This is a genomic window from Comamonas testosteroni ATCC 11996 (assembly GCF_000241525.1).
GTDB classification, from domain to species: Bacteria; Pseudomonadota; Gammaproteobacteria; order Burkholderiales; family Burkholderiaceae_C; genus Comamonas; species Comamonas testosteroni.
In genome coordinates, this window is record NZ_AHIL01000011.1 from 176,352 (window position 1) to 191,566 (window position 15,215).

At 63.5% G+C, this 15,215-nt stretch carries 13 protein-coding genes; 8 read left to right on the forward strand and 5 right to left on the reverse strand.

Annotation, left to right across the window (positions count from 1 at the left end):
* Positions 1 to 29 precede the first annotated feature (29 nt).
* Together CTATCC11996_RS04815 and CTATCC11996_RS04820 are read right to left on the reverse strand one after the other, a co-directional pair.
* Positions 30 to 1,064 carry a TraB/GumN family protein gene (locus CTATCC11996_RS04815; protein WP_236597899.1) on the reverse strand — a complete coding sequence of 345 codons (1,035 nt, stop codon included), beginning with the start codon at positions 1,062 to 1,064 and terminating at the stop codon, positions 30 to 32.
* 24 nt (positions 1,065 to 1,088) lie between these two features.
* Positions 1,089 to 2,159 (reverse strand): fumarylacetoacetate hydrolase family protein, encoded by a 1,071-nt coding sequence (locus CTATCC11996_RS04820; protein ID WP_003073709.1) that lies wholly within the window; start codon positions 2,157 to 2,159, stop codon positions 1,089 to 1,091.
* A 109-nt stretch (positions 2,160 to 2,268) separates the two neighbouring features.
* Between CTATCC11996_RS04820 and CTATCC11996_RS04825 the strand changes: the two genes are divergently transcribed.
* The 3 genes from CTATCC11996_RS04825 (at position 2,269) to CTATCC11996_RS04835 (ending at position 4,830) form a co-directional block, all read left to right on the forward strand.
* Complete coding sequence (locus CTATCC11996_RS04825; protein WP_003073710.1) at positions 2,269 to 3,060, forward strand: IclR family transcriptional regulator; 792 nt, start codon at positions 2,269 to 2,271, stop codon at positions 3,058 to 3,060.
* A 427-nt stretch (positions 3,061 to 3,487) separates the two neighbouring features.
* Positions 3,488 to 4,246: a DUF3108 domain-containing protein gene (locus tag CTATCC11996_RS04830; RefSeq protein ID WP_003073712.1), complete on the forward strand. Its 759-nt coding sequence runs from the start codon at positions 3,488 to 3,490 to the stop codon at positions 4,244 to 4,246.
* A 284-nt stretch (positions 4,247 to 4,530) separates the two neighbouring features.
* Complete coding sequence (locus CTATCC11996_RS04835; RefSeq protein WP_003073714.1) at positions 4,531 to 4,830, forward strand: BTH_I0359 family protein; 300 nt, start codon at positions 4,531 to 4,533, stop codon at positions 4,828 to 4,830.
* 86 nt (positions 4,831 to 4,916) lie between these two features.
* Here the strand turns inward: CTATCC11996_RS04835 and CTATCC11996_RS04840 are convergent, their stop codons facing one another.
* Entirely contained in the window at positions 4,917 to 5,162 is a 246-nt protein-coding gene (locus CTATCC11996_RS04840; RefSeq protein ID WP_003073716.1) for a hypothetical protein, read from the reverse strand.
* Positions 5,159 to 6,259, reverse strand: coding sequence for an AbrB family transcriptional regulator (locus tag CTATCC11996_RS04845; RefSeq protein WP_003073720.1), 1,101 nt, complete (start codon positions 6,257 to 6,259; stop codon positions 5,159 to 5,161). The genes CTATCC11996_RS04840 and CTATCC11996_RS04845 overlap by 4 nt, the downstream gene beginning before the upstream one ends.
* 147 nt (positions 6,260 to 6,406) lie before the next feature.
* On the opposite strand from CTATCC11996_RS04845, the gene CTATCC11996_RS04850 reads away from it, so the two are divergent.
* On the forward strand, positions 6,407 to 7,312 hold the full coding sequence (locus CTATCC11996_RS04850; protein ID WP_003073727.1) for a ChaN family lipoprotein: 906 nt from the start codon (positions 6,407 to 6,409) through the stop codon (positions 7,310 to 7,312).
* A 25-nt stretch (positions 7,313 to 7,337) separates the two neighbouring features.
* Here the strand turns inward: CTATCC11996_RS04850 and CTATCC11996_RS04855 are convergent, their stop codons facing one another.
* Positions 7,338 to 10,040: a GGDEF and EAL domain-containing protein gene (locus CTATCC11996_RS04855; protein ID WP_003073730.1), complete on the reverse strand. Its 2,703-nt coding sequence runs from the start codon at positions 10,038 to 10,040 to the stop codon at positions 7,338 to 7,340.
* 51 nt (positions 10,041 to 10,091) lie between these two features.
* On the opposite strand from CTATCC11996_RS04855, the gene purU reads away from it, so the two are divergent.
* The 4 genes from purU to CTATCC11996_RS04875 all read left to right on the forward strand — a co-directional run bounded on the left by purU (position 10,092) and on the right by CTATCC11996_RS04875 (position 15,178).
* Complete coding sequence (gene purU / locus CTATCC11996_RS04860; RefSeq protein WP_003073733.1) at positions 10,092 to 10,940, forward strand: formyltetrahydrofolate deformylase; 849 nt, start codon at positions 10,092 to 10,094, stop codon at positions 10,938 to 10,940.
* 24 nt (positions 10,941 to 10,964) lie between these two features.
* On the forward strand, positions 10,965 to 11,867 hold the full coding sequence (locus CTATCC11996_RS04865) for a LysR substrate-binding domain-containing protein (protein ID WP_003073736.1): 903 nt from the start codon (positions 10,965 to 10,967) through the stop codon (positions 11,865 to 11,867).
* Positions 11,868 to 11,980: 113 nt separating this feature from the next.
* Entirely contained in the window at positions 11,981 to 13,900 is a 1,920-nt protein-coding gene (locus CTATCC11996_RS04870) for a UvrD-helicase domain-containing protein (protein ID WP_003073739.1), read from the forward strand.
* 156 nt (positions 13,901 to 14,056) lie between these two features.
* Positions 14,057 to 15,178 (forward strand): ABC transporter substrate-binding protein, encoded by a 1,122-nt coding sequence (locus CTATCC11996_RS04875; protein ID WP_003073742.1) that lies wholly within the window; start codon positions 14,057 to 14,059, stop codon positions 15,176 to 15,178.
* Positions 15,179 to 15,215: the final 37 nt, after the last annotated feature.

Sequence of the window (15,215 nt, forward strand, 5' to 3'; positions counted from 1 at the left end):
TTAGAATTGATAGCAGCTTGCGCTTGTCTCTATTCGGTTTTAATCGGTTTTGACTCCGATTTCTGTATGGGTGGCAGTTTGAAGCCCACGCGCTCGACCTGATAGCCTTTTTGCCGCAGCAGCTCGGGCAGGCCCATGGGCCCGACCATATGCAGCGCGCCCACGGCAGCAAACACCGTCTTGCCCTGTTTGAGCTGGTTCGCAATGCCTTGCGCCATGCCTGGATTGCGTCCCTCCATCAGGCGCGCGTATTTAAGCCGGTCACGCTCGGTCTTGATGCAGTCACACCAATCGGCATAGTTCTCCAGCTGTCTTTCATTGCCGCTGGCCCAGATATTCGCCAGCTGCTGCAGGATTTGCGGGGACTTGGGATCTTCGAGCTGCTCCAGCCCCTCACGCACGCTCTCCTGGACCTCGAGAGGGTCGTCGGAAAGCAGCTCCTCAAGCTGGGTCTGCGCCGACTCCAGCCCCAGCACAGGCTTGTGCACGGCACCGGCCAGGCTTGCCAGTTGCAGATCGGCACCAAACTCGGCCATCAGCCCATACCTGCGGCCTAGTTGACTGACCAGCCCCAACAGCTGGGCGTCCGGACGTTGCGTGCTCAGATGCTCGGCACAGGCCTGCTTTCGCTGCTGCGCCAGCCTGGCCTCAAGCTCTGCGGGCAGCGCAGGGGCGTCGACACGAGCCTGGAAGCCTTCGATCAATTGCTGCATGACCTGCGGATTCAGCACATCGAGCTCCAGCGCCAGCAAATCCGTCGCAACCATGGCACGCAAGATGGTGCGGCCGGGCAAGATCCACTCCCGCTTGCCCACATGCAAAGTGCCGTAAAGCCAGCTGGTGCGCTCGCCATCCTGCACGCGCCAGAGCAGGCCTCTGTCCTGCATCTGGGGGGCCATGGCCTGCACTTCGGCCGGCGTTGGCGGGCTGAACGACGGCGGGCAACTGCCAGCAGGTTCGGCTGCCGGCTCTGCCGCCATGGACAGGCCCGTCAACAAAGCGAGCGCCATGGCCGGCACGGCCTTCAGAGGCAAGATCCAGCGCGAGAGATTAAGACTTGGCATGGGCATGACGGCGGCAACGAGGGCTTAGTCCTCAGAGATATCCACAGGCTGAGCTTCGGGCAAGTCATCCTTGCTGCCGCCGGGCGGCGCAATGTTCTGGTCGATGGCGCCGAAGATGCTCTGGCCGTCCTTGCCCTTCATCTCGATGCGAATGGTGTCGCCAAACTGCATGAACTCGGTCTTGGGCGCGCCGTCCTGAATGGTCTCTATGCAGCGCTTTTCGGCGATGCAGCTATAGCCCTTGGGCCATTCCGTGCGCTTGTTCTTGCCGCTGCCGGTCTCCACACCCTTGTTGCTCACCGTGCCGCTGCCCACGATGGAGCCGGCACGTACATTGCGGGTCTTGGCGATATGGGCGATCAGCTGGCCAAAGTGAAAAGTCATCTCCTCGCCCGCATCGCACATGCCGACCTTGCGGCCGTTCCAGGTGCTCTGCAGCGTCAGATGCAGACGGCCGCTCTTCCAGGCATCGCCCAGCTCGTCCAGTGTCACGGCCACGGGGCTGAAGGCGGTGGCGGGCTTGCTCTGGAAGAAACCGAAGCCCTTGGCCAGTTCGCCGGGAATCAGATTGCGCAGGCTCACGTCATTGGCCAGCATGACGAGACGGATGCCGTCGAGTGCATCCCTGGCATCCGTGCCCATCGGCACGTCGCCGGTAACGACGGCGATCTCTGCCTCGAAATCGATGCCCATGGCCGTGCTGGGCACGATCACATCGTCGCAGGGGCCGATGAAGTCATCACTGCCGCCCTGGTACATCAGCGGATCGGTGTAGAAGTTGGCCGGCACCTCGGCATTGCGCGCCTTGCGTACCAGCTCCACATGGTTGATATAGGCCGAGCCATCGGCCCACTGATAAGCTCGCGGCAGCGGTGCCATGCATCGCTGGGGATCGAATGGAAACGCGTGGCGGGCCTTGCCGTGATTGAGCTCGTGCGACAGATCCTGCAGCTGGGGGGCCATATAGCTCCAGTCGTCCAGCACCTGCTGCATGCGATTGGCAATGCCGGTGGCATAGCAGGCCTGGCTCAGGTCGCGCGAGACCACGACCAGTTGCCCGTCGCGCGAGCCATCCTTGTAGGTTGCCAGTTTCATTCTCTGTCCCTCTGCTCACGGCAGCGGTGCTGGCACAATGCCTGACAACGCTAGCCAAAATTACGATTGGTTAAATTGATTTAACTAAACAAAACACGATTCTATTGCAATGGAAAAGGAACGCGCAGGGATTCAGTCGGTCGAAGTGGGTTTCTCCCTCGTCGAGGCGCTGGCACAGGCCAGCGGACCGCTGATGCTCAAGGATGTCGCCGCCGCCGCCGGCATGAGTGCCGCCAAGGCTCACCGCTATCTGGTGAGCTTTCAGCGCATCGGACTGGTGACGCAGGACGAGCGCAATTCGCGCTACGACCTGGGTCCTGCGGCGCTCAAGATCGGCCTGGCCTCGCTGGCCCGCCTCGACCCGGTGCGTCTGGCGCGTGAACGCATTCCGGCACTGCTTGAGACCCTCAACCACACGCTGGCCATCGCCGTCTGGGGCAACCATGGCCCGACCATCGTGCATTGGGAGGAGTCGGCGCAATCCGTCACCGCCAATCTGCGCCTGGGAGACGTCATGCCCATGCTGGCATCAGCAACGGGGCGCTGCTTCGGTGCCTGGCTGCCGCGCGAGGCGACGGCCGCGTTGCTGGAGCCCGAGATCGAGCGTGCGCGCAAGGCCAGACGCCAGGACCTGCCCCAGACCGAAGAGGCAGTTGCGAACATGCTGGCCGAAGTCCGGGCGCGCGGCACGGCCCGCGTGGTCGACACCGTGCTGCCGGGCATCGTGGCTTTTTGCGTGCCGGTCTTCGACGCGTCCGGTCATATCGTGCTAGGGCTCATGACCCTGGGCTCTCTGGCGACTTTCGACCCCGAATATGGTGGAGCCATTGACGCGCCGCTGCAGGCTGCTGCCCGCCAGCTGTCCAGCGATCTGGGCTGGCGCGCAGACCAGTCACACTGACATCCGTACTCTCCAAGTCACGCTCATGGGCCGCACCCTTCAGGCAAGCCAGACACGCAAAGTACTGCTACCCGTCACCGGCGTAGTGCTGGCAGCCCATGGGCTGCTGCTCTGGGGGCTGCCCGAGCTGAGCCAGCCAGACAAGGCCGTCGACGCCCAGATTGTGATGGAGACACGCATGCTTCAGGCACCGCCTGCCCCACCACCGCCTGCTCCGCCTCCGCCCCCAAAATCGCCACCATCGCCGCCAAAGCCCCGACCGGCTCCCAAGCCGCGTGCTCCAGCCCCTACACCCGTTCCAAGCCCTGCTCCGGCGGAGCCAGAATTGGACCAAAATCAGCCTTCGGAGCAGAACCAACAAGCGCATTCAGCTCCAGAAACAGAAGCACCTTCGCCGCCCCCTGCACCAGAGCCTGCTGCCACTCCGATGCCCGAACCGGAGGCTGAGCCACCCGAAGCCAATGGTGCGGACACGGCCCGCCCCATCCGGGTCACCCCCGCAGGCGCGCCCCCGCTGCCGCCCGGCACGGTGCTGCCCGTGACGCTGCCTAACTCCGCCACGCTGGAGTTCAATGCCTCGGGTCAGATCAAGGGTTTTCAATACTCGGCCGGCGCACAGCTGCAGTGGCAGCATGACGGCCAGTATTACCAGGCCAGGCAGTCGATCAGCATGTTCTTGCTGGGCGAGCGCGCCCAGACCAGCGAGGGGCTGATCACGCCCAAGGGCCTGCAGCCGCTCAACTTCAGCGACAAAGGGCGCAAAACCCAGTCCGCCGCCTTTGACGTGGCCAGCGGCAAGGCGCACTACAGCGGCGGCCAGCCCGATGCGGCCATTGGCGATGGCGTGCAGGACCGCCTCAGCGTGTTTCTGCAGCTCTCGGCCCTGATGGCTGCCGCCCCCGAAAAATATCCGCCAGGCACACTGATAGAGCTGACCACCAGCAGCGCACGCTCGGCCGTGCGCTGGCAGTTCCGCGTGGGTGCCAGCGAGGCGCTGGAGCTGCCGTTTGGCAGTGTCATGGCGCTGCGCCTGGACAAGCTGCCCGGCAAAAGCAGCAGCGACCAGCACGGTTCGGTCTGGCTGGCACCGTCCATGCAATACCTGCCCGTGCGCATCAAGCTCACCCAGGGGCAAGACGACTTTGTCGATCTGCAGCTCAAGAAATATCTGCCCACGCCGCAATAGCCTCCATGCTGCACCCTGGCGTAAACCCCGGGACCACCGCGCCCAAAGCGCTTACTCACCTCCCAGCCAAGGCCTGCAACCTGCATCGGCTCGGGCTGAACGCTGTCGCGCCGTTCAAGGACTTGCCTACTACAGATCGGGAAAGCCGGTTGCCCACAACCATGTCAAATCCATGGAATACTGTGCCCAAGTGCCAAGAGCAGGCATTTCCACCTTGAAATGCGGCACCCTGTCGCCATATCCATGGCAGGCATGCTCATAACGGAAGTGAAAGGAGGAACACCATGCAAATGCTTTACGACTCTGAATCCTTTGCGGTGCTCCATCTGCGTCCCGATATGGAAGCAGACGCTCCGGCAGGCAAAGCCAAGGCCGAGACCGAGCAAGCCCATCAACTGCCCCGCCACGGCTTCGAGATCGTGGACAAGCGCTCGGGCAAGGAGGTGTATCTGGATGGCTCCTGGGCCGAAATGTTCCAGAAGCAGATCCTCGCCTGGCAGCAGGACGCCCCCACCGAGGAAGAGGTGGAGGAAATTCTCGATACCTACACGGGCCTGGCCCAGCAGCCGGTCATCATTCACTGAACACCCCCGCAAAAAAGCCACTCTTTCGAGTGGCTTTTTTGATGTCTGGGAACACGCTGAAGTGCCTGTCGGAAAAGCGCGATCCGCTATGGCTTTCTGCACAGCAGCATCAACACGCCGGCAGGCAGCAGGCAGCCAAAAAAGCCCAGCAGCCCCCCTCCCGCACCCAGCGTCAGCCAGTAGACCCAGTCAATGCCCTGCTCTGCGCAGTGAATCTCGCACTGAGGGTTGTGCTCCCAGGCCACCCACATCAGAAGTCCGGCCACTACAAAGCCGACGCAGGCGCTGATGATCAGGATCGGCTTCCAGGGATTTCGCCTGCCGCGGATCATGGCCTCGCCCCCGGCAGCGCTCTGTTCAGCCACCGGTACAGCGGCGCCACCAGCAGCAGTACGGCAATCAGCCGGCAGACCTGGAAGGCCGTGACCACGGGAACGCCCAGTTGCAGTACCTTGGCGGTGATGGCCATCTCGGTAATGCCGCCCGGCGATGTGCCCAGCAGCAAGGTCACCCAGGGCAGGCCTGTGGCACCGTGCAGCAGCCAGGCAAAGCCCGCGCAGACTGCCATCAAGCCGACGGTACCCAGCGCCACCATGCCCAGCCAGCGCGGAGCCGTATGCAGGAATTCACGTCGAAAGCGCACTCCCAGGCTGACGCCGATCACCAGTTGGGCCGCATTCATCAGCCATTGCGGCACAGCGGACAGCTCCAGGCCTGCCATGGTCAAGCCCATGGATACGGCCAGCGCGCCGAGAAACCAGGGGTTGGCACGCCTGAGCTTGAGCATCAGCAGTGCCCCCGCGCCAGTGGCCAGCGCCAGCCAGGCAAAGCCCGGCCATTGCACATTGCGCACGCTGGGCAGCGTCAGGCCGGGGTCTCCCTGCAGCCCCGCCCATTGCAAGGCAAAAGGAATGCTTACCGTGACTATCACCAGCCGCAGGCTATGCGCCGCAGCAACCAGATCGGTGCGTGCATGCTCACGCTCTGCAAGCAGCGTCATCTCCGAGGCCGCGCCTATCGCACCCGAGAAATAGGTCGTGGCGCGCAGGCGCTCTTTATCCATGCCCGGCTGCACCAGCATGGAGGCCGCCTGCACGCGATACAGCCAGCGCCCGAAGACCCAGCCCAGCAGCAAGGCCCAGGCAATGGCCAGCGCAATCGCCCACCACAGGCCTGCCACCAGCTCGGTCACGGCAGGCGTGAAATACAGGCCCAGTGCGCCGCCTATCGTCCACTGCCCCAGATCACGCAACCTGGCCCAGCTTTGGGTGGGCGCTCCACCAATCGATAGCATGGAGATCGAAATCAGCGGCCCCAGCATCCACGGCAGCGGCGTATGCAGCATCAGACAGAGCTGGGCGGCCAACCAGGCCAGCAGCAGGGTAGCGGCCACACGGGCCAGAAACGCGGGGGGAAGCAATACGGACATGTGCACGGGAATCCGGCAAGGCACGACAATGGACGCGCGACAGGGGCAATGCCCCGCAGTATCGCGGTAAAACTCGGTGGGCAAAGCCGGTACGAAATCTACAGCTACGAAGCCATGCCCCGTCTCAGACGAACGCAATCAGCTCATATGTGGACTTTCATTTCTGCGGCGCAGCCGCGCCAGCGCTTCAATCGTTTCAATCCTTCGGCCATGACGGCTCTTGCCGGCGCCCTGCTGCTGGGCGGCTGTGCCCATCAAAGCGCTCGGTTGACCTCCGACACAGAATGGCAGCGGACACTGGGCCAATGGGCCGGAACACCGATCATTCTGCTCGGCGAGCAGCATGACCAGATCGCCCATCACCAGTGGGAAGCCTCTACCGTGCGCCACCTGGCAGCGCAAGACAGGCTCGCAGCCCTGGTGGTCGAGATGGCCCCTGCAGGCGGCAGCACCCGGGGCCTTCCCGCATCGGCCAGCGACGAGGAGGTGAAGACCGCTCTTCAATGGGCTCAGGGCGGCGGCCCGGGCGGCTGGCCCTGGCAGGACTATGGTCCGGTGGTGATGGCTGCCGTGAAAGCCGGCGTGCCCGTGCTCGGCGGCAATCTGCCGCGTCCCCGGATGAAGCAGGCCATGGGCGAGTCCCGCTACGACGCACACCTGCCGGCTGCGGGCTGGCAGCTGCAGCTCGATGCCATCAAGGACGGCCACTGCGGCCTGCTGCCCGAATCGCAGTTCGCGCCCATGGCCCGCATTCAGCTGGCCCGCGACGAAGCCATGGCCGGGGTGACTGAAACAGCGGTGCGCGAGCTGGGCCAGCCCGGCAAAAGCGTGCTGCTGGTGGCGGGCCGTGGTCATGTGCGCAGCGATATCGGCGTGCCGACCTGGCTACCTGGCGACTTCAAGCAAAAAGTGGCGATAGCCCAATCAGACAAGGCTCAGACTGCTATCACGATGAAAGCAGACAAGCAGCTGACGCTGGAAGGCAATGCCTCCGAAGACCAATGCCAGCAACTGCGCGAACAATGGAAAAACAAACCAGCGCCCAAGCCTTGACAGGCTGATGCAGCGCTGGCGATCCTCAGTCCACGGTTGCGACAGACACCAGCGGCTGCCCCTCACGCGTCTTTTCCAGCAGGCGCGTGAAGTCTTCGGCCGGCAAGGGCCGGCTGCAGAAATAGCCCTGAAAGTAGTCACAGCCTTTTTGCTGCAAGAACGTCAGCTGCTCCTGGGTTTCCACGCCTTCGGCCAGGACCTTCAGACCCATGGCATGACCCAGGGCAATGACCGAGCTGCTGATGGTCATGTCGTCCGCGCTGTGCGGAATGTCGCGGATAAAGCCCTGGTCGATCTTGAGCAGATCAAGCGGAAAGCGCTTGAGGTGCGCCAGTGAGGAATAGCCGGTGCCAAAGTCATCAATGGCCAGGCGCAGGCCCAGTTCGCGCAGGCGGTTGAGCACGGCCAACGCCTCTTCGGGCTTTTCGGCCAGTGCACTTTCGGTGATCTCCAGCTCCAGCAAGCTGGCCGGAAAACCCGACTTGTTGAGCGCATCGGCCGTGGCACCGGCAATATCGGTCAGCAAAAACTGATGCAGCGAGACATTGACCGCAATCGTCAGATCAGGCAGGCCCGCAGCACGCCATTGCTGGCCCTGACGGCAGGCCTCACCCAGCACCCACAGACCCAGCGGGCCGATGACGCCCGAGTTTTCCGCCACGGGAATGAAACGGGCCGGCGAGATCAGGCCTTCCTCTGGGTCCAGCCAGCGCAACAGGGCTTCAGCCCCCATCAGGCGTCCCGTCGCCAGCTCAATCTGTGGCTGGTAATACAGACGCATATGGCCCAGCTCCAGCGCACGGCGCAGGCGCGCCTCCAGCGCCAGGCGCTCGCGGGCGGCCTGGGTCATGTTTTCATGGAAGAAGCACCAGGCATTGGAGCCTCTGGCCTTGGCCCCATACACCGCCGCATGGGCGCCCTGCAGCAGATCGTCGGCTGTCAATGCATGGTCGGGATACAGACAGATGCCTGCGCTGACGCTGACCACCACGGACAGACCATCTGGCGTGGTCCAGGGCTGGCCGGCGGCGGCCATCAGGCGTTCGGCCACGTCCACCGCGCTGTCACGACCGCAAATAGATTGCGCCACCACGCAGATTTCATCGCCCGCCAGGCGGCCAATGATGTCGCCGTGCCGCAAAGCACCCTGCATCTGCACAGCCACATGCCTGAGCACCTCGTCGCCGATGGAGTGGCCATAGCTGTCGTTCACGTCCTTGAAGCGGTCGATATTGAACAGCAACACGGCCATGCGACGGTTGGTGCTCTGACTCAGCTCCACCGCCTCACCCAGCATGCGCGTGAACTGAGAGCGGTTGGGCAGACCGGTCAAGGTGTCGCGATGGGCCAGAAACTCCAGCTGCTGCTCGCGCGCCTTCTCGGCCGAGATATCGGTGAACATGCAGACGTAATGCGTGACCTTGTCGTTGGCATCCTTGACCGCACTCAGCGACATGCGCTCGGGAAAGACCTCTCCATTCTTGCGCCGATTCCAGATTTCGCCCTGCCAGTGCCCTGTGGCATGCATGCTGGCCCACATGGCGTCATAGAAAGCCTTGTCATGTCGGCCGGACTTGAACATGCGCGGCGTCTTGCCCAGCATTTCCGCTTCGCTGAAGCCCAGCAGTTGCGTGAAGGCGTGGTTGACCGAGAGAATCCGGCTGTGTGCATCGGTTACCACCACGCCCTCGATGGTGTTGTCCACCACCGTGGAGGCCAGACGGCTGCGCTCATCGGCCTCACGACTCGCAGTCTGGTCGGAGAGCAGGCCCGAGATTCGTATCAGGCGTCCGCTCTCATCCTTGTAGGCCTGGCCGCGTGCGCGGAACCAGCGATACAGACCGTCAAAGCACAGCAGACGTGCCGTCAGCACCAGCATGCTTCCCTGCTCCAGCGCCTGCTGGGCCTGGGCGCGCGCGCCTGCGGCATCTTCGGGATGCAGGCGCTGTTGGAAATCGAACTCGCGAGCCAGATCCTGGCCCTGGTAGCGCAGCAAGGCGCTCATGCCCGTGGAGAAGTTCAGCCGCTGCTCCAGCGCATCCCATTCCCACACGCCATTGCCGCTGCCCTCCAGCGCCAGGCGCAACATGGTCTCGCTGCGCACCATGGCATTGCGCGCGCTCACCATCTCGCTGAGATCCTGCAACACGCAGACCAGGGCCACCGGCCCATCCACACCCGATGCCGCCACGCGACTGGTTGTGCACAGCACGGGCGTAACCTTGCCGGTGCCGGCATGCACGCATTGACGCAGCACCTGGAAGTAATCAGTGCTGCCGTCCAGCAGGCGCTGCAGCTGCAGAGCAACCTCGTCCTGGTCATTCACCGGCACCAGAACGCGAAAATCCTGACCGCGCAGCGACTCCACGCTGCGGCCCAGCCAACCCGCCAGCTTGGCATTGGCCCAGACAATCTCTGCCCCGCCCACATGCACGCGAGCCATTCCGGCCGGTGCGTGACGCACCACCAACTCCAGCTCCTGCGCCGTCTCCCGGCCACGCTGGTCGGCGCGCGCCTTGCGCTGCATGAACCAAAGTGCAACCAGCGCTGTCGCCAGCAACCAAACAATGAACAGGCCTATCTGCCAACGCAGCGACTGTCGATTCAGCGATACATCAAAATAGCCGAGCACGCCCGCCTGCGCCCCCAACCAAAGCATCCCCACGCACAAATAGAGGGTGACAATCACCCAGGGTGTGAGCGCAGAATGCCCCTCCTCGCTTTTCATGAATTTCCTTTGTCCGCAGGGTCCTCGCCTTGCTGCGACAATTGCCGAGCTATGACCCAAGCCTATATTTTGACTTTATCCTGCCCAGACCGACTGGGCCTGGTGCATGCCGTTTCCGGATTCTTGCTTGAACAAGGCGGCAATATTGAAGAAGCAGCGCAGTACAACGACCCGGTGACCGGCCTGTTCTTCATGCGCGTGCAGTTTGCCTGCGATGGCAAAGACGCCGCCGCTCTAAAGGCATCCGTTGCCGAATTAGCTGATCAATATCAAATGCAGTGGAGTTTGCACTCCAAGGCCGAGCGCATCAAGACCGTCATCATGGTCAGCAAGGAAGGCCACTGCCTCAACGATCTGCTGTTCCGCTGGAAGTCGGGCCTGCTGCCTATCGAGATCAAGGCCATCATCAGCAACCACCGCGAGTTCTATCAGCTGGCGGCCAGCTACAACATCCCCTTCCATCACATTCCCGTGACTGCCGCGACCAAGGCCCAGGCCGAAGAGCGCCAGTACGAGATCATTGAGGAAGAAGGCGCCGAGCTGGTGGTGCTGGCGCGCTACATGCAGGTGCTGTCCAACGACCTTTGCAAAAAGCTGGCCGGCCGCGCCATCAATATCCACCACAGCTTCCTGCCCAGCTTCAAGGGCGCCAAGCCCTACTACCAGGCGCATGACCGCGGCGTGAAGCTGATCGGCGCCACCGCCCACTATGTGACGGCCGACCTCGACGAGGGCCCGATCATCGAGCAGGACGTGGCACGCGCCGACCACACCGACACCGTGGAAGACCTGACGGCCCGCGGCCGCGACACCGAGAGCCAGGTTCTGGCCCGTGCCGTGAAGTGGCATAGCGAGCGCCGCGTCATTCTCAACGGTCACAAGACCGTGGTGTTCCGCTAAATCCCTGGGCTTGGGATTGATCATATGACCCGCAGCCCCGGCGCCTTGAACAGCATTACGGCCAGGCGGATTCCGCCGATACAGTGCCTGCTCACCTTCGAGGCTCTGGCGCGGCTGCGCTCGGTCACGTTGACGGCGGAGGAGCTGTGCGTCACGCCCAGCGCCGTCAGCCACCGGGTCAAGCAGCTGGAGCAGATTCTGGGCGCGCGGCTGTTCGGCCGCACGGATTTCTCGCTGACCACGGACGGCAGCTCCTATCTGGCCCATGTGCGTGAAGGCCTGGGCGCCTTGCAACGCTTTCCAGGAGCATCGGCCTCGCCTGGGCGCAGACGCCTGAAGCTGGCCGTCACCCCCACTTTTGCACGCGTGATCCTGATCCCGCGCCTGCGCCAGTTCACCGAGGCCTATCCGGAGATCGACATTGCGCTGCAGGTATCGATTCCGCTGCTGGATGTGATCGGCGAGGATGCCGACCTGATGGTGCGCTTCGGCGCCGGCCACTATGCCGATGTGGAGCACATCGAGCTGGCCCGCGACACGGTCACGCCGCTGGCATCGCCCAGCTTCATCCGCGAACATGGCCCGTTCGAGCGCCCTGAAGACCTGGAAGGCATGCCGCTGCTGCGCAGCCCGCTGGAGCCCTGGCGCACCTGGTTCGCCACCACCGGCCTCGACATGGCCGAGCCCAACGAAGGCTCGCAGTTCAACGATATCGGTCTGATGTGCGACGCCGCATCGGCCAGCATGGGCATAGCCCTGGTACGTCACAAGCTCGGCGCCCCCTGGCTGGAAAACGGAACGCTGGTACGCCTTTTCGATGTCGATGCACCCAGCCCGCATGCCCACTACCTGTGCTGGAAGACCGGCATCATGGACCGCTGGGAATGCGCTGCCTTCGCTGAGTGGCTACGCAAGGCAATGGGCTGAGCTGCAACCCCAGCGGCTTCGCTGTGGCGCAGCTCTTGCTCGCCGCCCCTGGCCCGACGAGCAGCTCGTTGCACGGGCTGCTCGATGGATAACGAAGATGGAGCACTCACGGCATGAACCTGCAGCCCAGGCTTTACCCCGGCCTTGACCAGAACCAGGCACTCAACAGCGAAGCGTCTTCGCTGCTCATCCGCGCCCTGGCCGGCACGGGCAAGACGACCACGCTGGCCATCAAGGCCGCCGACCTGATCCGAACCCAGGGCGCACGCAACGTGCTGATGCTGGCCTACTCGGCGGCCGGCATCAAGGCCATTCAGGCTCGCCTGGACCGCCTCTGCACCGTGTGTCTCGAAGGCCTGCATCTGCTCACTCTGGAGCAGTTTTGCACGCGGATACTCGAAGAGCAGGGGGACCCTGTACCCATGCTCTCCTCCGGCCTGGAGAAGAATTTGCTCATCCAGCAGGCGCATGAAGCGCTGTCGCAAGAGGCCGAGCGGCATGCCGAGCTCGGCATACCCGAGCTGGCGGACTACTTCGCCCGGCCTCTGGACATCAGTGCCTTCCTCGCTTTCGAGGCCCAGGCCAAGCAGTGCATGCTGGAACTCGACATCGACGACAGCGGCCTCGGCGCGCTGGCATATTGCCGAGACAACGCCCTGGACTACGGCCTGTACCGACTGCTGCGCAGCTATGAGCGGCTGCGCGCGGGCCCCACCCAGGAGCCGCTGTTCTATGCACCCGGCGACTGCACCTATGCGCTGGCCTGCCAGCTGGCCGCACTGGACTTCGATGCCGATTTCCCTCTGCTGCAGGGTCGCTTCGAAGCCGTGCTGTTCGACGAACTGCAGGACCTGGACGAGGCCGCGCTGCTGGTGCTGCGCCATCTGGCGCGCGACAATGGGCGCTTCATCGGTGTCGGCGACTTCAACCAGCACATCCTGCCGGGCGCCTCCTCCATCTTTGGCGACAGCGCCCAGCGCATACTGCAGGAGCTGCCCGCGGGCACCGGCCAGGCCACGCTCAACACGACCTATCGCTTCGGCCCCGTCATCTGCGAGAAACTGAACCGGCTCTTCGGCGTGGAGTTCGAAGCCCACTACCGCAACGCCTCGGCCTGGTTCGAACATCGCCATGGCGATGACGAGGACTGCGCCCGGCAATTGCTGGATATTCATGCCGCTGTGGCCCACCTGCCCCGCAAACCGCAGGACCCGCCAGCCGTGCTGCGTGTCATCCTGCATTCGCCCGAAGATTCGGTACTGCTTGAATGGCTGTTCGCCCACGAGGGCGTGCACTATGCCTGCAAAGGCATGCAGCGCTTCTACCAGCGCCGCGAAATCGCCCTGGTGCTGGCCATGCTATGGGCCATGCAGGGCTGCAGCGGCGGCGCGCTGCTCTCGCAAGGTATTCTGAACAGCGCAGCCGAAGGCCTGATGCGTTACGTGCGCCATGCCAGCCCGCCCGACCGGGATCTGCTGGCCAACGGCCTGTTCGACATGACTGCACTGGGCGACGCCCCGCCGGAGTCCGACACGCTGCGCATTGCCGCCGAACTCATGGGACAGCAAGCCGCCATGCGCCGCTTCCTCGCCGCCTACATCGCACCAGACTCCCCCTGTGCCCGGTTGCTGGCCCTGCCCGCCGACCAGTGCGCCGATGCGGGCCAGTTGCTCCGGCACCCTCTGTTGCGACAGTTCTTTGCCCAGGCCCCCATCAGCCAGGACGAACTGCGCCAGTGTCTGGCCAGCCTGCAGGCGCTGTCGCGCATCTGCACCGGGCTTTCCGTCGATGAATTCCTTGGCCGCCTCAGCCTCATGGTCCAGTCGAGCATCGCGCAGCATCAGCGCCATGAAAAACCCAGCTTGCAACTGCTCACGGTAGAACGCAGCAAAGGCCATGAATACGAGTATGTGGCCGTACCCTTCGTCAATCCCGGGCACTTCTCGCCCAACGCGAACGACCCACAACGCAACATGCTCTACGTCGCCATGACCCGTGCCAGCAAGCGCCTGTGGATGCTGGAAAGCAGATGACGGCGCAAGGCCATGGGGCGATGCAGATCAAGCCCGTATCTCATAAGCGGGTCAAAACACCATAACGTCGCCCGCAGCCGACATAGCCACAGTTGCCCTCTCCCACCCTTGTTGCAGCCCTTTCACCATGGACTCACAACAACGAGGAGGAGACCCATGCAAACCCCATTGCGCTGCGCCTGGCTGCTGGCCACCGGCATCACCGCCAGCCTGACCCTGCATGCGCAGGAGAACAACCTCACCATAGGCGCCAGCTTGCCGCTGTCAGGCTCGCAGGCCGAGGCCGGCAAGGAAGGCCTGAGCATCATGCAGGCGCAGGTGGAGGCATTCAACAAGCAGGGAGGCCTGGGCGGCAAAGCTTTGACACTCAAGGTGCTGGATGATGGCTACGAGCCACAGCGCGCCGCCGGCAATGCACGTCAGCTGATCCAGGAAGGAGCCCTGGCCCTGCTCAATTGCTGGGGAACTGCCAGTTGCACAGCCATGCAACCCGAGGTTCAGCAAGGCCAGACGGCCCTGGTGGGCGTGATTGCCGGAGCCGGCAGCATGCGCCAGCAGCCGGGCCGTTTCGTCTATCCGCTGCGCGCCAGCACCCAGGCTGAAATCGCGGCTATGCTGCAGCAGATGCAGACCATAGGTCTGCGGCGGATCGCCATCGTTCACCAGAACGACGGCTTCGGCAAAGACAGCCTGCAAATTGCCCTGACCGCCTTTGCCGCCAAGGACCTCAAACCCGTCATCACGCTGGCAGTGGAAGCATCGGGTAGCAACACCCCGGACCTGGCCAGGCAGCTGGCCGCCCTGCCCGATCTCCAAGGCGTCATCGTGCTGGCGGGCGCCCCCGCCACCATAGGTCTGATCACCATGGCCAGACAGACTCATGTCACGGTACCGTTCTACAACCTGGCCGCCCAGGCCAACCGTGCCGTGGTGCAAGGGCTGGGCCCTTATACGCGCGGCATCGCCTTCACCACCCTGGTGCCCAGTCCCTGGAAGGGTGCGGTTCCGGCCATCAAGGACTACCAGCAGCTCCTCGGCCACAGCGGCATGCCGCCTGCCTCCTATCTGGGCCTGGAAGTCTTTCTCAACACCCGAACCCTGCTGGATGCGCTGCGTAAAGCTGCGCCCACAAGCAATCGAGCGGGCCTGCTGACCGCCCTCGACGCCATGGGCGAGATTCGCTACGGCACCATGCATCTGCGCTTCACACCGCCTCGCACCGGCTCCAGCTATGTGGGGTTGACCATGATTGATGCAAGCGGCCATTTCAGAGAATAAATCGACTCCATCGCTTACCCATAAATCGGTTGATGCT

Excerpts from the sequence above, each read along its gene's own strand:
- CTATCC11996_RS04815 (WP_236597899.1), bottom strand. The coding sequence starts at position 1,064 with ATGCCAAGTCTTAATCTCTCGCGCTGGATCTTGCCTCTGAAGGCCGTG.
- CTATCC11996_RS04820 (WP_003073709.1), bottom strand. The coding sequence starts at position 2,159 with ATGAAACTGGCAACCTACAAGGATGGCTCGCGCGACGGGCAACTGGTC.
- CTATCC11996_RS04825 (WP_003073710.1), top strand. The coding sequence starts at position 2,269 with ATGGAAAAGGAACGCGCAGGGATTCAGTCGGTCGAAGTGGGTTTCTCC.
- CTATCC11996_RS04830 (WP_003073712.1), top strand. The coding sequence starts at position 3,488 with ATGCCCGAACCGGAGGCTGAGCCACCCGAAGCCAATGGTGCGGACACG.
- CTATCC11996_RS04835 (WP_003073714.1), top strand. The coding sequence starts at position 4,531 with ATGCAAATGCTTTACGACTCTGAATCCTTTGCGGTGCTCCATCTGCGT.
- CTATCC11996_RS04840 (WP_003073716.1), bottom strand. The coding sequence starts at position 5,162 with ATGATCCGCGGCAGGCGAAATCCCTGGAAGCCGATCCTGATCATCAGC.
- CTATCC11996_RS04845 (WP_003073720.1), bottom strand. The coding sequence starts at position 6,259 with ATGTCCGTATTGCTTCCCCCCGCGTTTCTGGCCCGTGTGGCCGCTACC.
- CTATCC11996_RS04850 (WP_003073727.1), top strand. The coding sequence starts at position 6,407 with ATGTGGACTTTCATTTCTGCGGCGCAGCCGCGCCAGCGCTTCAATCGT.
- CTATCC11996_RS04855 (WP_003073730.1), bottom strand. The coding sequence starts at position 10,040 with ATGAAAAGCGAGGAGGGGCATTCTGCGCTCACACCCTGGGTGATTGTC.
- purU (WP_003073733.1), top strand. The coding sequence starts at position 10,092 with ATGACCCAAGCCTATATTTTGACTTTATCCTGCCCAGACCGACTGGGC.
- CTATCC11996_RS04865 (WP_003073736.1), top strand. The coding sequence starts at position 10,965 with ATGACCCGCAGCCCCGGCGCCTTGAACAGCATTACGGCCAGGCGGATT.
- CTATCC11996_RS04870 (WP_003073739.1), top strand. The coding sequence starts at position 11,981 with ATGAACCTGCAGCCCAGGCTTTACCCCGGCCTTGACCAGAACCAGGCA.
- CTATCC11996_RS04875 (WP_003073742.1), top strand. The coding sequence starts at position 14,057 with ATGCAAACCCCATTGCGCTGCGCCTGGCTGCTGGCCACCGGCATCACC.